Origin of the sequence: Rhodococcus gannanensis, from assembly GCF_042681175.1 — a bacterium.
Taxonomy (GTDB): domain Bacteria; phylum Actinomycetota; class Actinomycetes; order Mycobacteriales; family Mycobacteriaceae; genus Rhodococcus_G; species Rhodococcus_G gannanensis.
In genome coordinates this window covers 257,277-271,686 of the sequence record NZ_JBHUFB010000013.1, presented here as the reverse complement: position 1 = coordinate 271,686, position 14,410 = coordinate 257,277, and the positions used below count along the sequence as shown (strand labels likewise).

The following is a 14,410-nucleotide window of genomic DNA, read 5'->3' as shown; positions in this document are numbered from 1 at the left end:
CCGTGCAAAGGTGAAGAGGTAGGCCGCATTCGGCGGCTGCATCGCCCCGAGCCGAAGGAGAGCAGAGTCATGTCCCCGACCCGCGAGGGTCCCACGCTGCTGAGCTGGGCATCCCAGCTGGAGGTGTCCACCCTCGTGCAGGCGCGGCAGACCGCGGCAATGGCGTTCATCCATCCGCATGTCGCACTGATGCCGGACGCCCACAGCGGCAAGGGAAGTGCCGTCGGCACAGTGATCCCGACCCGTGGCGCCGTGATGCCCGCGGCGGTCGGCGTCGACATCGGCTGCGGCATGATCGCGGCCCGCACGACGTTCACCCGCGCCGACGTCGACGCGCGCATCGCAGAGACCGGAAGCGGCCTCGCCGCGCTGCGCGAAGCCGTCGAGGACGCGATCCCGCTGTCGCCGGGCAACTACAACCGTGGAACCGGCGACTGGCGGTTCACGGCTGCGCGAATCCGTGAGCTGGAGGAGCTCGCGGATGCGGGCGACGTGGACCTGTCGCATTCGCCGAAGTGGCGCCGTCAGCTCGGATCGCTCGGTGGCGGAAACCATTTCATCGAGCTCTGCCTGGACGAGGCGGACCGGGTGTGGCTGTTCCTGCACAGCGGCAGCAGGGGAGTGGGCAACAAGATCGCGCAGCACCACATCCGCGTCGCGCAGCGCATGTGCGCCGGTGTACGCCTGCCCAACCGCGACCTCGCCTACCTGAGCGAGGGCACCGCCGAGTTCGACCGGTACCTGACGGATCTGCACTGGGCGCAGCGCTTCGCGTACCTCAACCGCGCCGAGATGATGGACCGCTTCGCGGCGGTGTTCGCACGGTGGATGGGCGTGTCCGGCAACCACGAGACAGAACGGATCAATTGTCACCACAACTACACCCGGCAGGAGATGCACGGTGGCGAACAGGTGTGGCTGACCCGTAAGGGCGCCGTCGACGCACACGCCGGGGTCCGCGCCGTGATCCCCGGGTCGATGGGCACCCGGTCCTACGTGGTGGAGGGGCTCGGCAACGCCGACGGCCTGTGCTCGGCGCCGCACGGGGCGGGGCGGCAGTTCTCCCGCACGGAGGCCAAGCGCCGGTTCACGCAGGACGACCTGCGGGCCCGGATGGTCGGCATCGAATACCGCGACAGCGCCGAGTTCGTCGACGAGATACCCGACGCCTACAAGGACATCGACGTCGTCATGGAGGACGCGCGCGACCTCGTGCGCGTGGTCCACGAACTGCGGCAGATCCTGAACGTGAAGGGCACCTGACTGCGGGTCGCGCCTGTGCGTGATTTTCACCCCGATGAGGGTGAAAATCACGCACGGCGCCGCAGGCGTGTCAGGGGCGTCCGGGGAACGCGACGGTCGGCGGCGCGACGCCGAGCACGTCGCGCCAGTTCGCGGCACGCACCGCGGACTCGGTCAGTGCGTCGACGGCCGCCGACCGCGTCGCCTCCGACTGTGCCCGCTCGATCACCGACAGCCAGGCGGTGGCGGTGTCCTCTTCCACCTCGACGGCCAGCTGGATGGCCGACGTAGGGTCGGCGACGGGGAACGGGACGACGTAGCCCGGCTCGGTCGGCGGGGCGGTCACCGAGGCCGCCCTGAGAGCGTCGACGGTCGCGTCGCGGCGGGCGCGATGGGCGGCGGTGTCCGCCGCGATCTGTCCCGCCCGGCTGGGATTCGAGTACGCGGCGACCACGCCGTACGCGAAGATCGCGGCGTGCTCGGCCTTCAGTGCATCGACGAGAGACTGCTGTTCGGGCCCGAGGCTCGATGTTGCGGTGGTGGTGGGGGAGGTCATCGCAGCAGCACCGCCTGCTGCGCGCCGACGGCGGCGCTGATCGAACCCGTCAGCCCCGCACGGTAGCCGTCCAGGCTGCGCGCCAGCGACGCGGCACCACGCTGGGATTCGGCCAGCATCGACCGGAGTGCGTCGACCGTCGGAGGTGTCACGGGCGCTGCCGTGGTCGTCGCGGCGGTCGTCGTCGTGGACGGGGACGTCGGGTCCTCGCCTGCGGCGCGGGCGATCTCGGCCGCAAGTGCATCCGCGTGCGCCGTTCGTTCCGCGGCGATCACCGCGAGGGCGCCCGCACGGTCGGGTGTGACCGCGGCGCCCGCGGCAGCGGCGTCGGCGTCCCGGCGCGCGGCGTCGAGCGCGGTGAGCAGGGGATCGGGCTCGGCGTCGTGTTCGTCCTCCGCGCTCGAGCACCCCGCTACGCCGGCCGCGGCGGCGGTCGCTCCGATCGCGACGGCCCCGAATCGCAAGGCGGCGCGTCGGGACATCGTCCGGTGCTGGGAGGGGCCGGTGTGCGAGAGGACCCGGGACAGGGGTGGGTTGGCGCCGTCCGGCGGCGCGGGAGTGGGGGCAGTTGGCACGTCGCACATCTTGTCAGGTGTGCCGAGGGGTTCCCGCCCGCGGTCGTCGCGCGTGATCGCCCGGTGTGGGCCCGGGCCTCGCGTGGTCACCGACCGGTGCCGGACGGGTTATCCTGGATTCTCACGCCCGGCGACCAGACGTGTCGCTGTGGCTCGTGTTCATGTTCCGACCGCGTGCTGACGACCACAACTGAACGAGGAGCTCTACTGATGCCGGTTCCGTCGAGGGAGAGGGTGATCGAGCTTCTCGCCGGTCTCATGCCCGACCAGGGGTACGACCTGGAGGACGTGACGGTCAGCAAGGCGGGCAGCCGGAGCGTGGTCCGCGTGATGGTCGACAGCGACACCGGACTCGACCTCGACGACGTCGCGGAACTCAGCAGGCGCATCTCCGACCGGCTCGACGCCACGACCGAGTTCGGGGAGACCCCGTACACCCTCGAGGTGACCTCACCGGGCGTGGACCGGCCGCTCACCGAGCCGCGGCACTGGCGCCGCGCGCAGGGACGCCGGGTCCAGATCACACTCGCGGACGAGAAGGTCGTCGGCCGGGTCGGTCTGCTGCGGGACGAGGCGATCGACCTCGTGGTGCCCGCCAAGGGCGGCCCCGTGGTGCGTGAGGTGGCGCTCGGCGACGTGGTGCAGGCCGTCGTACAGGTGGAGTTCTCCCGACCGAACGCGCAGGAAATGGAACTTGCCGGTGGACTTGCCGCGGGACGTGCTGCCGCGGGCGAGATCACAGAAGGCATCGAGACAGACGACGACATCGAAGGTGGAGGGTTGGACAAGTGAATATCGACATGTCGGTGTTGCGCGCGATCGAGGACGACAAGGGAGTGTCCGTCGACACGATCATCGAGACGATCAAGAGCGCGCTGCTCACCGCCTACCGACACACCGAGGGGCACCAGCAGCACGCCCGGATCGACGTCGACACGAAGACGGGACTCGTGCGTGTGATGGCGCACGAGGTGGATGCCGAGGGCGGCACCGTCGGCGAGGAATGGGACGACACCCCGGAAGGATTCGGCCGGATCGCCGCGACGACCGCGCGCCAGGTCATCCTCCAGCGCCTCCGCGATGCCGAGAACGAGAAGAGCTTCGGCGAGTTCGCCACCCACGAGGGCGAGATCGTCGGCGGTGTCATTCAGCGCGACACCCGCGCCAACGCACGGGGTGTCGTCGTGGTGCGGATCGGCAGCGAGGCGAACGGTGCCGAAGGCATCCTGCCCGCCGCGGAACAGGTCCCCGGCGAGGTCTACGAGCACGGCGAGCGCATCAAGTGCTATGTCGTCGGTGTCACTCGCGGTCAGCGAGGGCCGCAGATCACGCTGTCGCGGACTCATCCGAACCTCGTCCGGCGACTGTTCGCACTCGAGGTCCCGGAGATCGCCGACGGTTCGGTGGAGATCGTCGCCGTCGCACGTGAGGCCGGTCACCGCTCGAAGATCGCGGTTGCCTCGCGCGTGCCGGGGCTCAACGCCAAGGGTGCCTGCATCGGACCGATGGGTCAGCGCGTCCGCAACGTCATGAGTGAACTCGCGGGCGAGAAGATCGACATCATCGACTTCGACGACAACCCGGCGAAGTTCGTCGGAAACGCACTGTCGCCGTCGAAGGTGGTGTCCGTCACAGTCGTCGACCCCGATGCGAGGGCGGCCCGCGTGGTGGTGCCGGACTTCCAGTTGTCCCTGGCCATCGGCAAGGAAGGGCAAAACGCCCGCCTGGCTGCGCGACTGACGGGATGGCGTATCGACATCCGCAGCGACGCCGCGGCGGACGGCGGAGCGGCTTCCGACGCGCCGTCGGCAAGGTCCTAGTGGACGCCGTGCGTGTGTCGGTGGACAACAGCGGTAGAGTGGTCAATGGCTCGGCATGAGCACTCGGCAGAAGTGCGCCTGCGTCCCGGTTCTCCGGTGCGTACGTGCATCGGATGTCGTCAGCTCGCGCCGGCCGCCGATCTGCTGAGGATCGTGGCACGACCGGTCGAGCCGAATGGCTGGACGGTGGTTCCCGATCCGCGTCGCAGGCTTCCCGGCCGAGGTGCGTGGTTGCACCGCGATCGGAAATGTCTGGGTCAGGCGGAGAAGCGCAAAGCGTTCGGCAGAGCGCTTCGAGTGTCCGGAAGCCTGGACACAGCGGCCCTCGGTCTCTCGATCGATTCGGATCTTGCGAGCGAACCGCATCCACAACAGAGCAGTACCTCGTAGTCCGGTACCTGCCGGAACACAGGGCAATCTCTCGAGCAGAGTCAGGCAAACACACTCATGAGCACACCGTGAAGCACCAACGATGATCGTCCATCGGAGTTAACCCGAGGTCGCGCGGGCATCAGCCACGCTCGGCCTCTCAGTAGAGGAGAGCAGTGGCAGGCAAGGCCCGCGTGCACGAGTTGGCCAAGGAACTCGGTGTCACAAGCAAGGAACTTCTCGCTCGGCTCAAGGAGCAGGGCGAATTCGTGAAGTCGGCGTCCTCCACCGTGGAGGCGCCGGTTGCGCGACGGCTGCGGGAATCGTTCCCGTCGGCCAAGGGCGAGGCGGCCCAGTCCGCGTCGCGTTCGGAGGCCGCGAAGCCGGCCACCACCGCCAAGCCCGGCGGACCCCGTCCCGGCCCGAAGCCGGCGGCACCCGCACCGGCAGCCCCGGCTGCGGCAGCGCCCGCCCCGGCTGCGCAGGCGTCCACGCCTGCCCCGGCCGCACCCAAGCCGGCCGCTCCCGCGCCGAAGCCCGTGGCACCCGCCCCGGCTGCGCCCGCAGCGTCGGCGGCACCCGCACCGGCTCAGGCGCCCCGGCCGGCCGCTCCGCGTCCGGCCGCGCCTGGTCCGAAGCCCGGCCCGAAGGCGCCGCGCGTCGGTAACAACCCGTACTCCTCGGCTCCCGCCGAGCGTCCGGCCCCCCGTCCCGCTCCGGGCGCACCGCGTCCGGGTGGACCGCGGCCCGGTCCCGGACAGGCAGGCCCGCGTCCGGGCCAGGGCGCTCCGCGTCCCGCTGCCGGTCCCGGTGGTCCGCGTCCGGCTCCCGGCCAGGGTGGCCCGCGTCCGAGCCCCGGCTCGATGCCTCCGCGTCCGAACCCGGGCGCGATGCCCGCGCGTTCGTCCCGTCCGGCGCCCGGTGCCGGCCGCCCCGGTGGCGGTCGTCCCGGCGGTCCCGGTGGACGTCCCGGCGGCGGTGGCGGCGGCTACCGCGGCGGTGGCGCTCCCGGTGCGGGCGCAGGTGCTCCCGGTGGTGGCGCACCCGCAGGCGGCTTCCGCGGTCGTCCCGGTGGCGGCGGTGGCCGTCCCGGTCAGCGTGGCGCGGCGGCCGGTGCGTTCGGTCGTCCCGGCGGCGCGCCGCGACGTGGTCGCAAGTCGAAGCGTCAGAAGCGGCAAGAGTACGACTCCATGCAGGCGCCCGCCGTCGGCGGCGTGCGGTTGCCCCGTGGCAACGGCGAGACCATCCGGCTCGCTCGCGGCGCATCCCTGTCGGACTTCGCCGAGAAGATCGACGTCAACCCGTCGGCGCTCGTCCAGGCCCTGTTCAACCTGGGTGAGATGGTCACGGCGACGCAGTCGGTGAACGACGAGACCCTCGAGCTGCTCGGCGGCGAGATGAACTACGTCGTCCAGGTTGTCAGCCCCGAGGACGAGGACCGCGAGCTCCTCGAGTCGTTCGACCTCACCTACGGCGAGGACGAGGGCGGCGAAGAGGACCTCGAGCAGCGTCCCCCGGTGGTCACCGTCATGGGTCACGTCGACCACGGCAAGACCCGCCTGCTCGACACGATCCGCAAGGCCAACGTCCGCGAGGGCGAGGCAGGCGGCATCACCCAGCACATCGGCGCCTACCAGGTGCTGACCGAGCTGGACGGCGTCGAGCGTCTGGTGACGTTCATCGACACCCCGGGTCACGAGGCGTTCACCGCCATGCGTGCCCGTGGTGCGAAGGCCACCGACATCGCGATCCTCGTGGTCGCGGCCGACGACGGCGTCATGCCCCAGACGGTCGAGGCGATCAACCACGCCCAGGCGGCCGACGTGCCGATCGTGGTCGCGGTGAACAAGATCGACAAGGAGGGCGCAGACCCCGCGAAGATCCGTGGTCAGCTCACCGAGTACGGCCTTGTCGCCGAGGAGTACGGCGGCGAGACCATGTTCGTCGACATCTCCGCAAAGCAGGGCACCAACATCGAGGCACTCCTCGAGGCGGTCCTGCTGACCGCGGACGCGTCGCTGGACCTGCGCGCCAACCCGGACATGGACGCCCAGGGTGTCGCCATCGAGGCGCACCTCGACCGCGGCCGTGGCCCGGTGGCGACCGTGCTCATCCAGCGCGGCACCCTGCGCGTGGGCGACTCGATCGTCGCCGGCGACGCATACGGCCGCGTCCGGCGCATGGTCGACGAGCACGGCGAGGACGTCCTCGAGGCGCTCCCGTCGCGTCCCGTCCAGGTCGTCGGCTTCACGTCGGTGCCCGGCGCAGGCGACAACCTGCTCGTCGTCGACGAGGACCGGATCGCCCGGCAGATCGCGGACCGGCGCAACGCACGCAAGCGCAACGCGCTCGCTGCTCGCAGCCGCAAGCGGATCAGCCTCGAGGATCTGGATGCCGCGCTCAAGGAGCACAACGAGCTCAACCTCATCCTCAAGGGCGACAACTCCGGAACCGTGGAGGCCCTGGAAGAGGCACTGCTCGGGATCGAGATCGACGACGAGGTGCAGCTGCGGGTCATCGACCGCGGTGTCGGTGGCATCACCGAGACCAACGTCAACCTGGCGTCGGCGTCGAACGCGATCATCATCGGCTTCAACGTCCGCGCAGAGGGCAAGGCCACCGAGCTCGCCAACCGCGAGGGTGTCGACATCCGGTACTACTCGGTGATCTACCAGGCCATCGACGAGATCGAGAAGGCCCTCAAGGGCATGCTCAAGCCGATCTACGAAGAGGTCGAGCTCGGCAAGGCGGAGATCCGCGCGATGTTCCGGTCCTCGAAGGTCGGCAACATCGCAGGTTGCCTCGTCACCTCCGGCATCATGCGCCGCAACGCGAAGGCACGCCTGCTGCGTGACAACGTCGTCGTGGCGGAGACGATCACCATCTCCTCGCTCAAGCGGGAGAAGGACGACGCCACCGAGGTGCGCGAGGGTTACGAGTGCGGTTTGACCGTCACCTACAACGACATCAAGGTCGGTGACGTGATCGAGGCGTACGAGCTGCGCGAGAAGCCGCGCGACTAGGCTCCGGTGTCCCGCGGGCCGCGAACATTCGCGGCCCGCGGGCTCCGCGCCTCGTTGTCGACGATCGGGAGGTTCGTTGTATCTCGGTGCTCTCGAGCTGGACATCCTGCTGGGTGACGTCCGGTCGCTGAAGGAGAAGCGGTCCGTGGTGAAACCCGTCATCGCGGCCCTGGCCCGATACGGGGTGTCGGTTGCCGAGACCGGCGATCACGACGTCTACCGGCGGGCGCACATCGGTGTTGCCGTCGCGGGCGTCGACGCCGGGCACGTCGGAGAAATCCTTGACACCTGCGAACGGACCGTGGCGGCTCGGCCGGAGTTCCAGCTGCTGTCGGCGCGTCGGCGGATGTTCGGTCCGGAGGACTGACGGCGCAGGTCCGACCCTGCCGTGTACGGCGCCTTCGCGGTGTAGTTCGATTCAGGGTGTAGTCCAATTGATTGACGGCGGCCCTGCCGCCGGGTGATGTCGGCGGCGGTGCCGCCACACGTTTTTCGGCGGCGATGCCGCCAGGGATTTGCGGCGGCGGTGCCGTCGTGGTGAGAAGGGACTTCGGTCATGGCAGATCCGGCTCGGGCACGCAAGCTCGCCAAGCGCATCTCGACGATCGTCGCCTCGGCGATCGATCACGAGATCAAGGATCCTCGGCTCGACTACGTCACCATCACGGACGCGAAGGTGACGGCGGATCTCCACGACGCGACGGTGTACTACACCGTTCGCGGCGTCGACCTGGACACCGAACCCGACTTCGAGAGCGCCGCGGCCGGGCTGGCGAAGGCCACCGGCGTGCTGCGGTCGAAGGTGGGTGCGGGGACCGGTGTCCGGTTCACCCCGACCCTGACGTTCGTCGCGGACACCGTTCCGGACGCGGCGCGTCACATGGAGGAACTGCTCGCGCGGGCCCGGGCCGCGGACGACGAGGTCGCGAAGGCACGCGAGGGCGCGGCGCACGCGGGCGAGGAAGATCCGTACCGGGAAGCACGCGTAGCGGACGACGACGACGCCGACCGCGACTAAGGTTCGGCGATGACCGTGACGTCGCAGACCACGCGCCCGCAGGAGCCCGCCGACATCGACCTCGCCGGTGCCGTGTCATTGCTGTCCGACGCGCGTTCGGTGACCGTGCTCTGCCACGTCCAGCCCGACGCGGACACGATCGGCAGCGGGCTTGCCCTCGCGATCGCGCTCGAGCGGCGCGGGACGCCTGTCCAGGTGTCCTTCGCGCAGCCCGATGTGCTCCCGGAGTCGATGAGCACGCTGCCCGGAATCGAACTGCTCGTTCCTGCAGCGGAGGTGGCGGACACGGCCGACCTGGTCGTGACCGTCGACTGTGGCAGCCGTGGCCGGCTCGGATCGCTCGGGGAGCGCCTCGACACGGCGGGTACCACGCTCGTCATCGACCACCATCGGTCGAACACCCGGTACGGCAGGCACAACCTGATCGACGACTCGGCGGAGGCGACGGCAGCGGTGCTGAGCCGGCTGTTCGACGTCTGGGGGGTGGAGATCGACCGGGACATCGCGCACTGCCTGTTCGCCGGCCTGGCCACGGACACCGGATCCTTCCGGTGGGTGCAACCTGGCACGCACGCGCTGGCAGAGCGGCTCATCGACACCGGGATCGACTCGGCTGGGATCACCCGCCGCCTCCTCGACACGCACCCCTTCGGGTGGCTGCCGATGCTCTCGTCCGTCCTCGGGTCGGCGCAGTTGGTCCCCGACGCGGCCGATGGCCTGGGGCTGGTGTACGCGCTGGTCCGGCACCGCGACACCGTGGGGATGGGTGCCGAGGAGATCGAATCCGTCATCGACATCGTGCGGACCACCTCCGAGGCCGAGGTGGCGGCCGTGTTCAAGGAGAACACCCCCGGCGTCTGGTCGGTGTCGCTGCGGTCGAAGTCCGAGGTGGACGTCTCGGAGGTCGCGGGCAGGCTCGGCGGCGGCGGACACCGGTTCGCATCCGGGTACACGGCCGAAGGCGACGCGGACGACGTCGTGGCCGGACTGCTGGGCACCGTTGGCTGACGCCACCGCGGCACTGGGCGTGGGCGACCGGCCGTCCGCGCGCCGAATCCTGGGCCTCGCTCTGCCCGCGCTCGGCGTGCTCGCCGCCGAGCCCCTGTACCTGCTCTTCGACATCGCGGTCGTCGGTCACCTGAACGCCCTCGCCCTCGCCGGCCTCGCCGTCGGTGGGCTGATCCTCGCCCAGGTCAGCACCCAGCTGACGTTCCTCTCCTACGGGACCACTGCACGCGCTTCTCGCCTCCACGGCGCTGGCGACGAGCGCGGCGCCGTCGCGGAGGGCGTACAGGCGACGTGGCTCGCGGCAGGGATCGGCCTGGCGATCGTCGCCCTCGTTCAGGTGTTCGCCCGCCCGGTCACCGGCGTGATCGCGGGCGGTGACGACATCGCGGATGCCGCGCTGTCGTGGCTGCGCGTCGCGGTGTTCGGTGCGCCGCTGATCCTGATCGCGATGGCGGGTAACGGCTGGATGCGGGGAGTGCAGAACACACTGCGACCGCTGCGCTTCGTGCTCGCCGGCCTGGCGTTGTCGGCGGTCCTGTGCCCGGTGCTCGTGCACGGTCTCGCGGGAGCTCCACGCCTGGAGTTGATCGGCTCGGCGGTGGCGAACGTCGTGGGACAGGTGGTGACGGCGGCGTGCTTCGTCGTCGCGATCGTGCGGTCGGGTGCACCGCTCCGCCCGCAACCCGCGGTGATGCGGGCGCAACTCGTCCTCGGCCGCGACCTGATCCTGCGAAGCCTGGCATTCCAGGCGTGCTTCCTGTCGGCGGCAGCGGTCGCCGCCCGGTTCGGGGCTGCGGCGGTCGCGGCGCATCAGGTGGTGTTGCAGCTGTGGAACCTGGTGGCGCTCACGCTCGACTCCCTGGCCATCGCCGCGCAGACGCTCGTCGGTGCGGCGCTCGGCGCCGGCCTGGTATCCGGTGCGAAGGGGCTGGCCCGGCGGTTGACCGCGTGGTCGACGGTGTTCGCGGTACTGATCGCGGTCGTGTTCGCCCTCGGGCACGCGGTGATTCCGGCACTGTTCACCGGGGACGTGGCCGTACAGGATCAGATCGCCGTCGCCTGGTGGTTCTTCGTGGCGATCATGCCGGTTGCCGGGGTGGTGTTCGCACTCGACGGTGTGCTGCTCGGGGCGGGTGACGCCGCATTCCTGCGCAATGCCACGCTGGGGTGCGCGGTCGTCGGGTTCCTGCCGCTGATCTGGCTGTCACTGGCCTTCGACTGGGGCCTGGCCGGAATCTGGACGGGCCTGACCGTGTTCATGGTGCTACGGATGCTCGCGGTCGTGTGGCGAACGGCCTCGGGACGGTGGGCCGTCGGCGGTGCCGACATCCAGTTGAGAACCGGCGCCGAGGTGCGGCCGGGGACCGGAGACGATCAGGTGGGAAGGTAGTGGGCGTGACACGCAGGCTGTGGGCGGTGAGCGACACCCATGTGGGGCATCGCGGAAACCGGCCGATTACTGAGGAGTTGTACCCGGAATCGCCGCAGGACTGGCTGATCCTCGCCGGGGACGTCTCCGAGAAGACCGACGACATCGCCTGGGCGCTGCGGTTGATGACCGAGCGCTTCGAGAAGGTGATCTGGGTCCCCGGGAACCACGAACTGTGGACGACCGCGAAGGATCCCGTCCAGATCCACGGTGTCGCCCGCTACGACTACCTCGTGGCGATGTGCCGGGAACTCGGGGTGATCACCCCGGAGGACCCGTACCCGGTCTGGGAGGGGGAGGGCGGCCCGGCCACGCTGGTGCCGATGTTCCTGCTGTACGACTACAGCTTCCGCCCCGAAGGCACGCGGACGAAGGAGGAGGCACTCGAGTTCGCCCGCGACAAGAACGTAGTCGCGACCGACGAGTTCCTGCTCTCCTCGGAGCCGTACGCCACCCGGGACGCGTGGTGCGCGGCTCGGCTGGAAACGACGAGGGCACGCCTCGATGCGCTCGACCCGTCGATCCCGACGGTGCTGATCAACCACTTCCCGCTGGTGCGCGAACCCACGCGAGTGCTGTTCTATCCGGAGTTCTCGCTGTGGTGCGGTACCGAGCAGACCGCGGACTGGCACACCCGCTACAACGCGATCTGCAGCGTCTACGGGCACCTCCACATTCCGCGCACCACCTGGTACGACGGTGTTCGGTTCGAGGAGGTGTCCCTCGGCTACCCGCGCGAGTGGCAGCGCCGCGGGCTGCCCGACCGCCTGCTGCGCCAGATCCTCCCGGTGCCCGACTACGCGCCGGGCACGCTCAACAAGTGGGGCGGCCACTTCAAGGTCACACCCGAACAGGAAGCCGAGATGGAGCGGATGAGGGCGGCGCGCGCGTGATCGAGAGAATTCTGCCGAGCGGTGTCGAGTACGCCGAGCTGTTCTCGGACCCGCCGGAGCTCGAGCCGCACCCCAGCGAGGCGGCCCTGATCGCACGGGCGGTGGAGAAGCGTCGTCGCGAGTTCGTCAGCGTCCGGCACTGTGCCCGGCAGGCGATGGGCAAGCTGGGCGTCGACCCGGCACCGATCCTCAAGGGCGAGCGGGGCGTTCCGCTGTTCCCGCGGGGCGTCGTCGGCAGCCTCACGCACTGCGACGGCTACCGAGGCGCGGTGCTCGGATACTCGATGGCCGTGCGTACGGTCGGCATCGACGCCGAACCGCACGGCCCGCTGCCGGACGGCGTGCTCGAGGCCGTCAGCCTGCCCGCCGAACGCGACTGGCTGAGCGGTGCCGGCGACGAGCTCCACTGGGACCGGCTGCTGTTCTGCGCGAAGGAGGCCACCTACAAGGCGTGGTTCCCGCTGACGCAGCGGTGGCTCGGATTCGAGGACGCGCACATCACCTTTGCGCTCGACGGTTCGGGGCCCGACGGTTCGGGGCCCGACGGCATCACCGGCACCTTCCACACCGACCTGCTGGTGCCGGGGGACACGACGTCTGGTCCGCCGCTCACCGGGTTCGACGGCCGCTGGCTGGTCGACGGCGGCCTGGTCATCGCCGCGATCGCCGTCAAGTAGGCTCGAAACCCGTGTCTGCTCACCGTCCCCCGTCCTCCGGCCTCCACGGCGCCGGGCTGCTGATCGTCGACAAGGACGGCGGGATGACCAGTCACGACGTCGTCGCCCGGTGCCGCAAGATCCTGCACACCCGCAAGGTCGGGCACGCGGGAACCCTCGATCCGATGGCGACCGGTGTGCTGGTGCTCGGTGTCGAGCGGGCGACGAAACTCCTCGGCCTGCTGTCCCTGACCACGAAGGCCTACTCGGCGACCATCCGGCTCGGGCAGGCGACGGCCACCGACGACGCCGAGGGCGAGGTGCTCAGCACGGCAGACGCGTCGGGCGTCACCGACGCGGACGTCGCGGCGGTCGTGGCGACCCTGACCGGTGACATCCTCCAGGTGCCGACCCGGGTGAGCGCGATCAAGGTCGACGGACAGCGGGCCCACAAGCTGGTGCGGGCGGGGGAGGACTTCGAGCTCGAGGCGCGTCCCGTCACCGTCGAGCGGTTCGACGTCACCGCGTCGCGCCGACACGATTCGTTCGTCGACCTCGACGTCGAGGTCGAGTGCTCCTCCGGTACCTACGTCAGAGCGCTGGCGCGGGATCTCGGGGCGGCGCTCGGGGTGGGGGGACACCTCACGGCGCTGCGTCGCACCCGCGTCGGGCCGTTCACCCTCGAACACGCCCGGACCCTCGAGCAGCTGGCCGAGAACCCGGCCGTGAGCCTCGACATCGACCAGGCGTGCCGGACGGCGTTCGCGCACCGTCCGATCTCGGCGGAGGAGGCGGAGTCGATCAGTCAGGGACGGTGGCTCGACCCGGTCGGGATCCCGGGCACCTACGCCGCGATCGCCCCGGACGGCAGCACCATCGCGCTGCTCCAGGAGAAGGGCAGGCGGGCTAGTTCGGTGATGGTGGTACGGCCCGCCACCCTGCGGGGGCTCTGACCGGGGATCAGCGTTCCACGATCCAGATCGCCTCGGCGGCAAGGTTTCCCAATTCGATGACGGAGCCGTCCCCGAGGCGCACGGAGATGGTGCCCGCGAAGTCGCGACGTTCGAGCACGGTGATCGCCAGGTCGAGGCAGATGCCGACGCTGTCGAAGTACCGGAGCATCGCGGGATCCGAGTCGGAGATGCGGGCCACCGTTCCGGACTGGCCGTCGGCGAGCTCGCTGAGCTGGCGAGCCTGCGGTGTGGGAATGGTGCCGTCGGCGGCCGGGATCGGGTCGCCGTGCGGGTCGCGCTCGGGGTGCCCGAGCTTGGCGTCGATCCTCGCGATCATCAGGTCCGAGACGGCGTGTTCGAGGACCTCGGCCTCGTCGTGCACCTCGTCCCAGCCGTATCCGAGTTCACCGACGAGGAACGTCTCGATGAGCCGGTGTCTGCGGACCATCGCGACCGCTGCCGCGCGGCCGCTGTCGGTCAGCGAGATCGACCCGTACTTGGCGTGGTCGACCAGCCCCTGGTCGGACAGCTTGCGGATCGCCTCGGAGACCGTCGACGCGGACACGCCGATGCGTTCGGCGAGCATCTTCGTCGACACCTGTTCCCCAGACCACTCGCCGGCGGTCCAGATCACCTTCAGGTAGTCCTGCGCGACCGTCGTGAGCGACTGCGCGCGCCCGCCCGACGGCACGTCCTCGGCCGTCGGTGCCTCCGGTCGGTTCTTGCGCTCAGTCACGAACCGAGCTTAGGCAATGCACAGGCGCCGTTGCACTTCGACACCGTCCGCGTCGGAGACGTGGATGTCGGCGGCACGCCGAAACGCATGTGAGCGCGCCGAACCCCCACCGAACGTGACGCTCGCCGCGGT

The 14,410-nt window shown here is 70.1% G+C and carries 15 protein-coding genes; 12 read left to right on the top strand and 3 right to left on the bottom strand.

What is annotated here, in order from left to right; translation table 11 throughout:
* Window positions 1–69 precede the first annotated feature (69 nt).
* Complete coding sequence (locus ACFSJG_RS18480) at window positions 70–1,263, top strand: RtcB family protein (protein ID WP_378486687.1); 1,194 nt, start codon at window positions 70–72, stop codon at window positions 1,261–1,263.
* 70 nt (window positions 1,264–1,333) lie between these two features.
* Here the strand turns inward: ACFSJG_RS18480 and ACFSJG_RS18475 are convergent, their stop codons facing one another.
* Both ACFSJG_RS18475 and ACFSJG_RS18470 read right to left on the bottom strand, forming a co-directional pair.
* Complete coding sequence (locus tag ACFSJG_RS18475; RefSeq protein WP_378486686.1) at window positions 1,334–1,798, bottom strand: ferritin-like domain-containing protein; 465 nt, start codon at window positions 1,796–1,798, stop codon at window positions 1,334–1,336.
* Window positions 1,795–2,373, bottom strand: a complete 579-nt coding sequence (locus tag ACFSJG_RS18470) for a hypothetical protein (protein ID WP_378486685.1) — start codon at window positions 2,371–2,373, stop codon at window positions 1,795–1,797. Before ACFSJG_RS18470 ends, ACFSJG_RS18475 begins: the two co-directional genes overlap by 4 nt.
* A gap of 210 nt (window positions 2,374–2,583) precedes the next feature.
* On the opposite strand from ACFSJG_RS18470, the gene rimP reads away from it, so the two are divergent.
* From rimP to truB, 11 genes are all read left to right on the top strand, one after another.
* Entirely contained in the window at window positions 2,584–3,165 is a 582-nt protein-coding gene (gene rimP, locus ACFSJG_RS18465; protein ID WP_378486684.1) for a ribosome maturation factor RimP, read from the top strand.
* On the top strand, window positions 3,162–4,193 hold the full coding sequence (gene nusA, locus ACFSJG_RS18460; RefSeq protein ID WP_378486683.1) for a transcription termination factor NusA: 1,032 nt from the start codon (window positions 3,162–3,164) through the stop codon (window positions 4,191–4,193). The genes rimP and nusA overlap by 4 nt, the downstream gene beginning before the upstream one ends.
* 45 nt (window positions 4,194–4,238) lie before the next feature.
* The gene (locus ACFSJG_RS18455) at window positions 4,239–4,583 is read left to right on the top strand and encodes a YlxR family protein (protein WP_378486870.1); all 345 of its coding nucleotides are present in this window, start codon (window positions 4,239–4,241) and stop codon (window positions 4,581–4,583) included.
* A gap of 155 nt (window positions 4,584–4,738) precedes the next feature.
* Window positions 4,739–7,585, top strand: coding sequence for a translation initiation factor IF-2 (gene infB, locus ACFSJG_RS18450; protein WP_378486682.1), 2,847 nt, complete (start codon window positions 4,739–4,741; stop codon window positions 7,583–7,585).
* A gap of 76 nt (window positions 7,586–7,661) precedes the next feature.
* Window positions 7,662–7,952 (top strand): DUF503 domain-containing protein, encoded by a 291-nt coding sequence (locus ACFSJG_RS18445; RefSeq protein WP_378486681.1) that lies wholly within the window; start codon window positions 7,662–7,664, stop codon window positions 7,950–7,952.
* 189 nt (window positions 7,953–8,141) lie between these two features.
* A complete protein-coding gene (gene rbfA / locus ACFSJG_RS18440) occupies window positions 8,142–8,603 on the top strand; it encodes a 30S ribosome-binding factor RbfA (RefSeq protein WP_378486680.1) in 462 nt (153 codons plus the stop codon).
* 9 nt (window positions 8,604–8,612) lie between these two features.
* On the top strand, window positions 8,613–9,611 hold the full coding sequence (locus ACFSJG_RS18435) for a DHH family phosphoesterase (RefSeq protein WP_378486679.1): 999 nt from the start codon (window positions 8,613–8,615) through the stop codon (window positions 9,609–9,611).
* Window positions 9,604–11,001: an MATE family efflux transporter gene (locus ACFSJG_RS18430; RefSeq protein WP_378486678.1), complete on the top strand. Its 1,398-nt coding sequence runs from the start codon at window positions 9,604–9,606 to the stop codon at window positions 10,999–11,001. Before ACFSJG_RS18435 ends, ACFSJG_RS18430 begins: the two co-directional genes overlap by 8 nt.
* 5 nt (window positions 11,002–11,006) lie before the next feature.
* Window positions 11,007–11,933, top strand: a complete 927-nt coding sequence (locus tag ACFSJG_RS18425; RefSeq protein WP_378486677.1) for a metallophosphoesterase family protein — start codon at window positions 11,007–11,009, stop codon at window positions 11,931–11,933.
* Window positions 11,930–12,610 carry a 4'-phosphopantetheinyl transferase Npt gene (gene npt, locus ACFSJG_RS18420; protein ID WP_378486676.1) on the top strand — a complete coding sequence of 227 codons (681 nt, stop codon included), beginning with the start codon at window positions 11,930–11,932 and terminating at the stop codon, window positions 12,608–12,610. Before ACFSJG_RS18425 ends, npt begins: the two co-directional genes overlap by 4 nt.
* An 11-nt stretch (window positions 12,611–12,621) precedes the next feature.
* Window positions 12,622–13,542 carry a tRNA pseudouridine(55) synthase TruB gene (gene truB, locus ACFSJG_RS18415; RefSeq protein WP_378486675.1) on the top strand — a complete coding sequence of 307 codons (921 nt, stop codon included), beginning with the start codon at window positions 12,622–12,624 and terminating at the stop codon, window positions 13,540–13,542.
* A 7-nt stretch (window positions 13,543–13,549) separates the two neighbouring features.
* On the opposite strand, the gene ACFSJG_RS18410 is transcribed toward truB, so the two are convergent.
* Complete coding sequence (locus tag ACFSJG_RS18410; protein ID WP_378486869.1) at window positions 13,550–14,233, bottom strand: metal-dependent transcriptional regulator; 684 nt, start codon at window positions 14,231–14,233, stop codon at window positions 13,550–13,552.
* Window positions 14,234–14,410: the final 177 nt, after the last annotated feature.

Bases quoted from the DNA above. Each gene is read 5' to 3' on its own strand.
- rimP (WP_378486684.1), top strand. From the start codon at position 2,584: ATGCCGGTTCCGTCGAGGGAGAGGGTGATCGAGCTTCTCGCCGGTCTC.
- ACFSJG_RS18435 (WP_378486679.1), top strand. From the start codon at position 8,613: ATGACCGTGACGTCGCAGACCACGCGCCCGCAGGAGCCCGCCGACATC.
- ACFSJG_RS18475 (WP_378486686.1), bottom strand. From the start codon at position 1,798: ATGACCTCCCCCACCACCACCGCAACATCGAGCCTCGGGCCCGAACAG.
- ACFSJG_RS18455 (WP_378486870.1), top strand. From the start codon at position 4,239: ATGGCTCGGCATGAGCACTCGGCAGAAGTGCGCCTGCGTCCCGGTTCT.
- rbfA (WP_378486680.1), top strand. From the start codon at position 8,142: ATGGCAGATCCGGCTCGGGCACGCAAGCTCGCCAAGCGCATCTCGACG.
- ACFSJG_RS18480 (WP_378486687.1), top strand. From the start codon at position 70: ATGTCCCCGACCCGCGAGGGTCCCACGCTGCTGAGCTGGGCATCCCAG.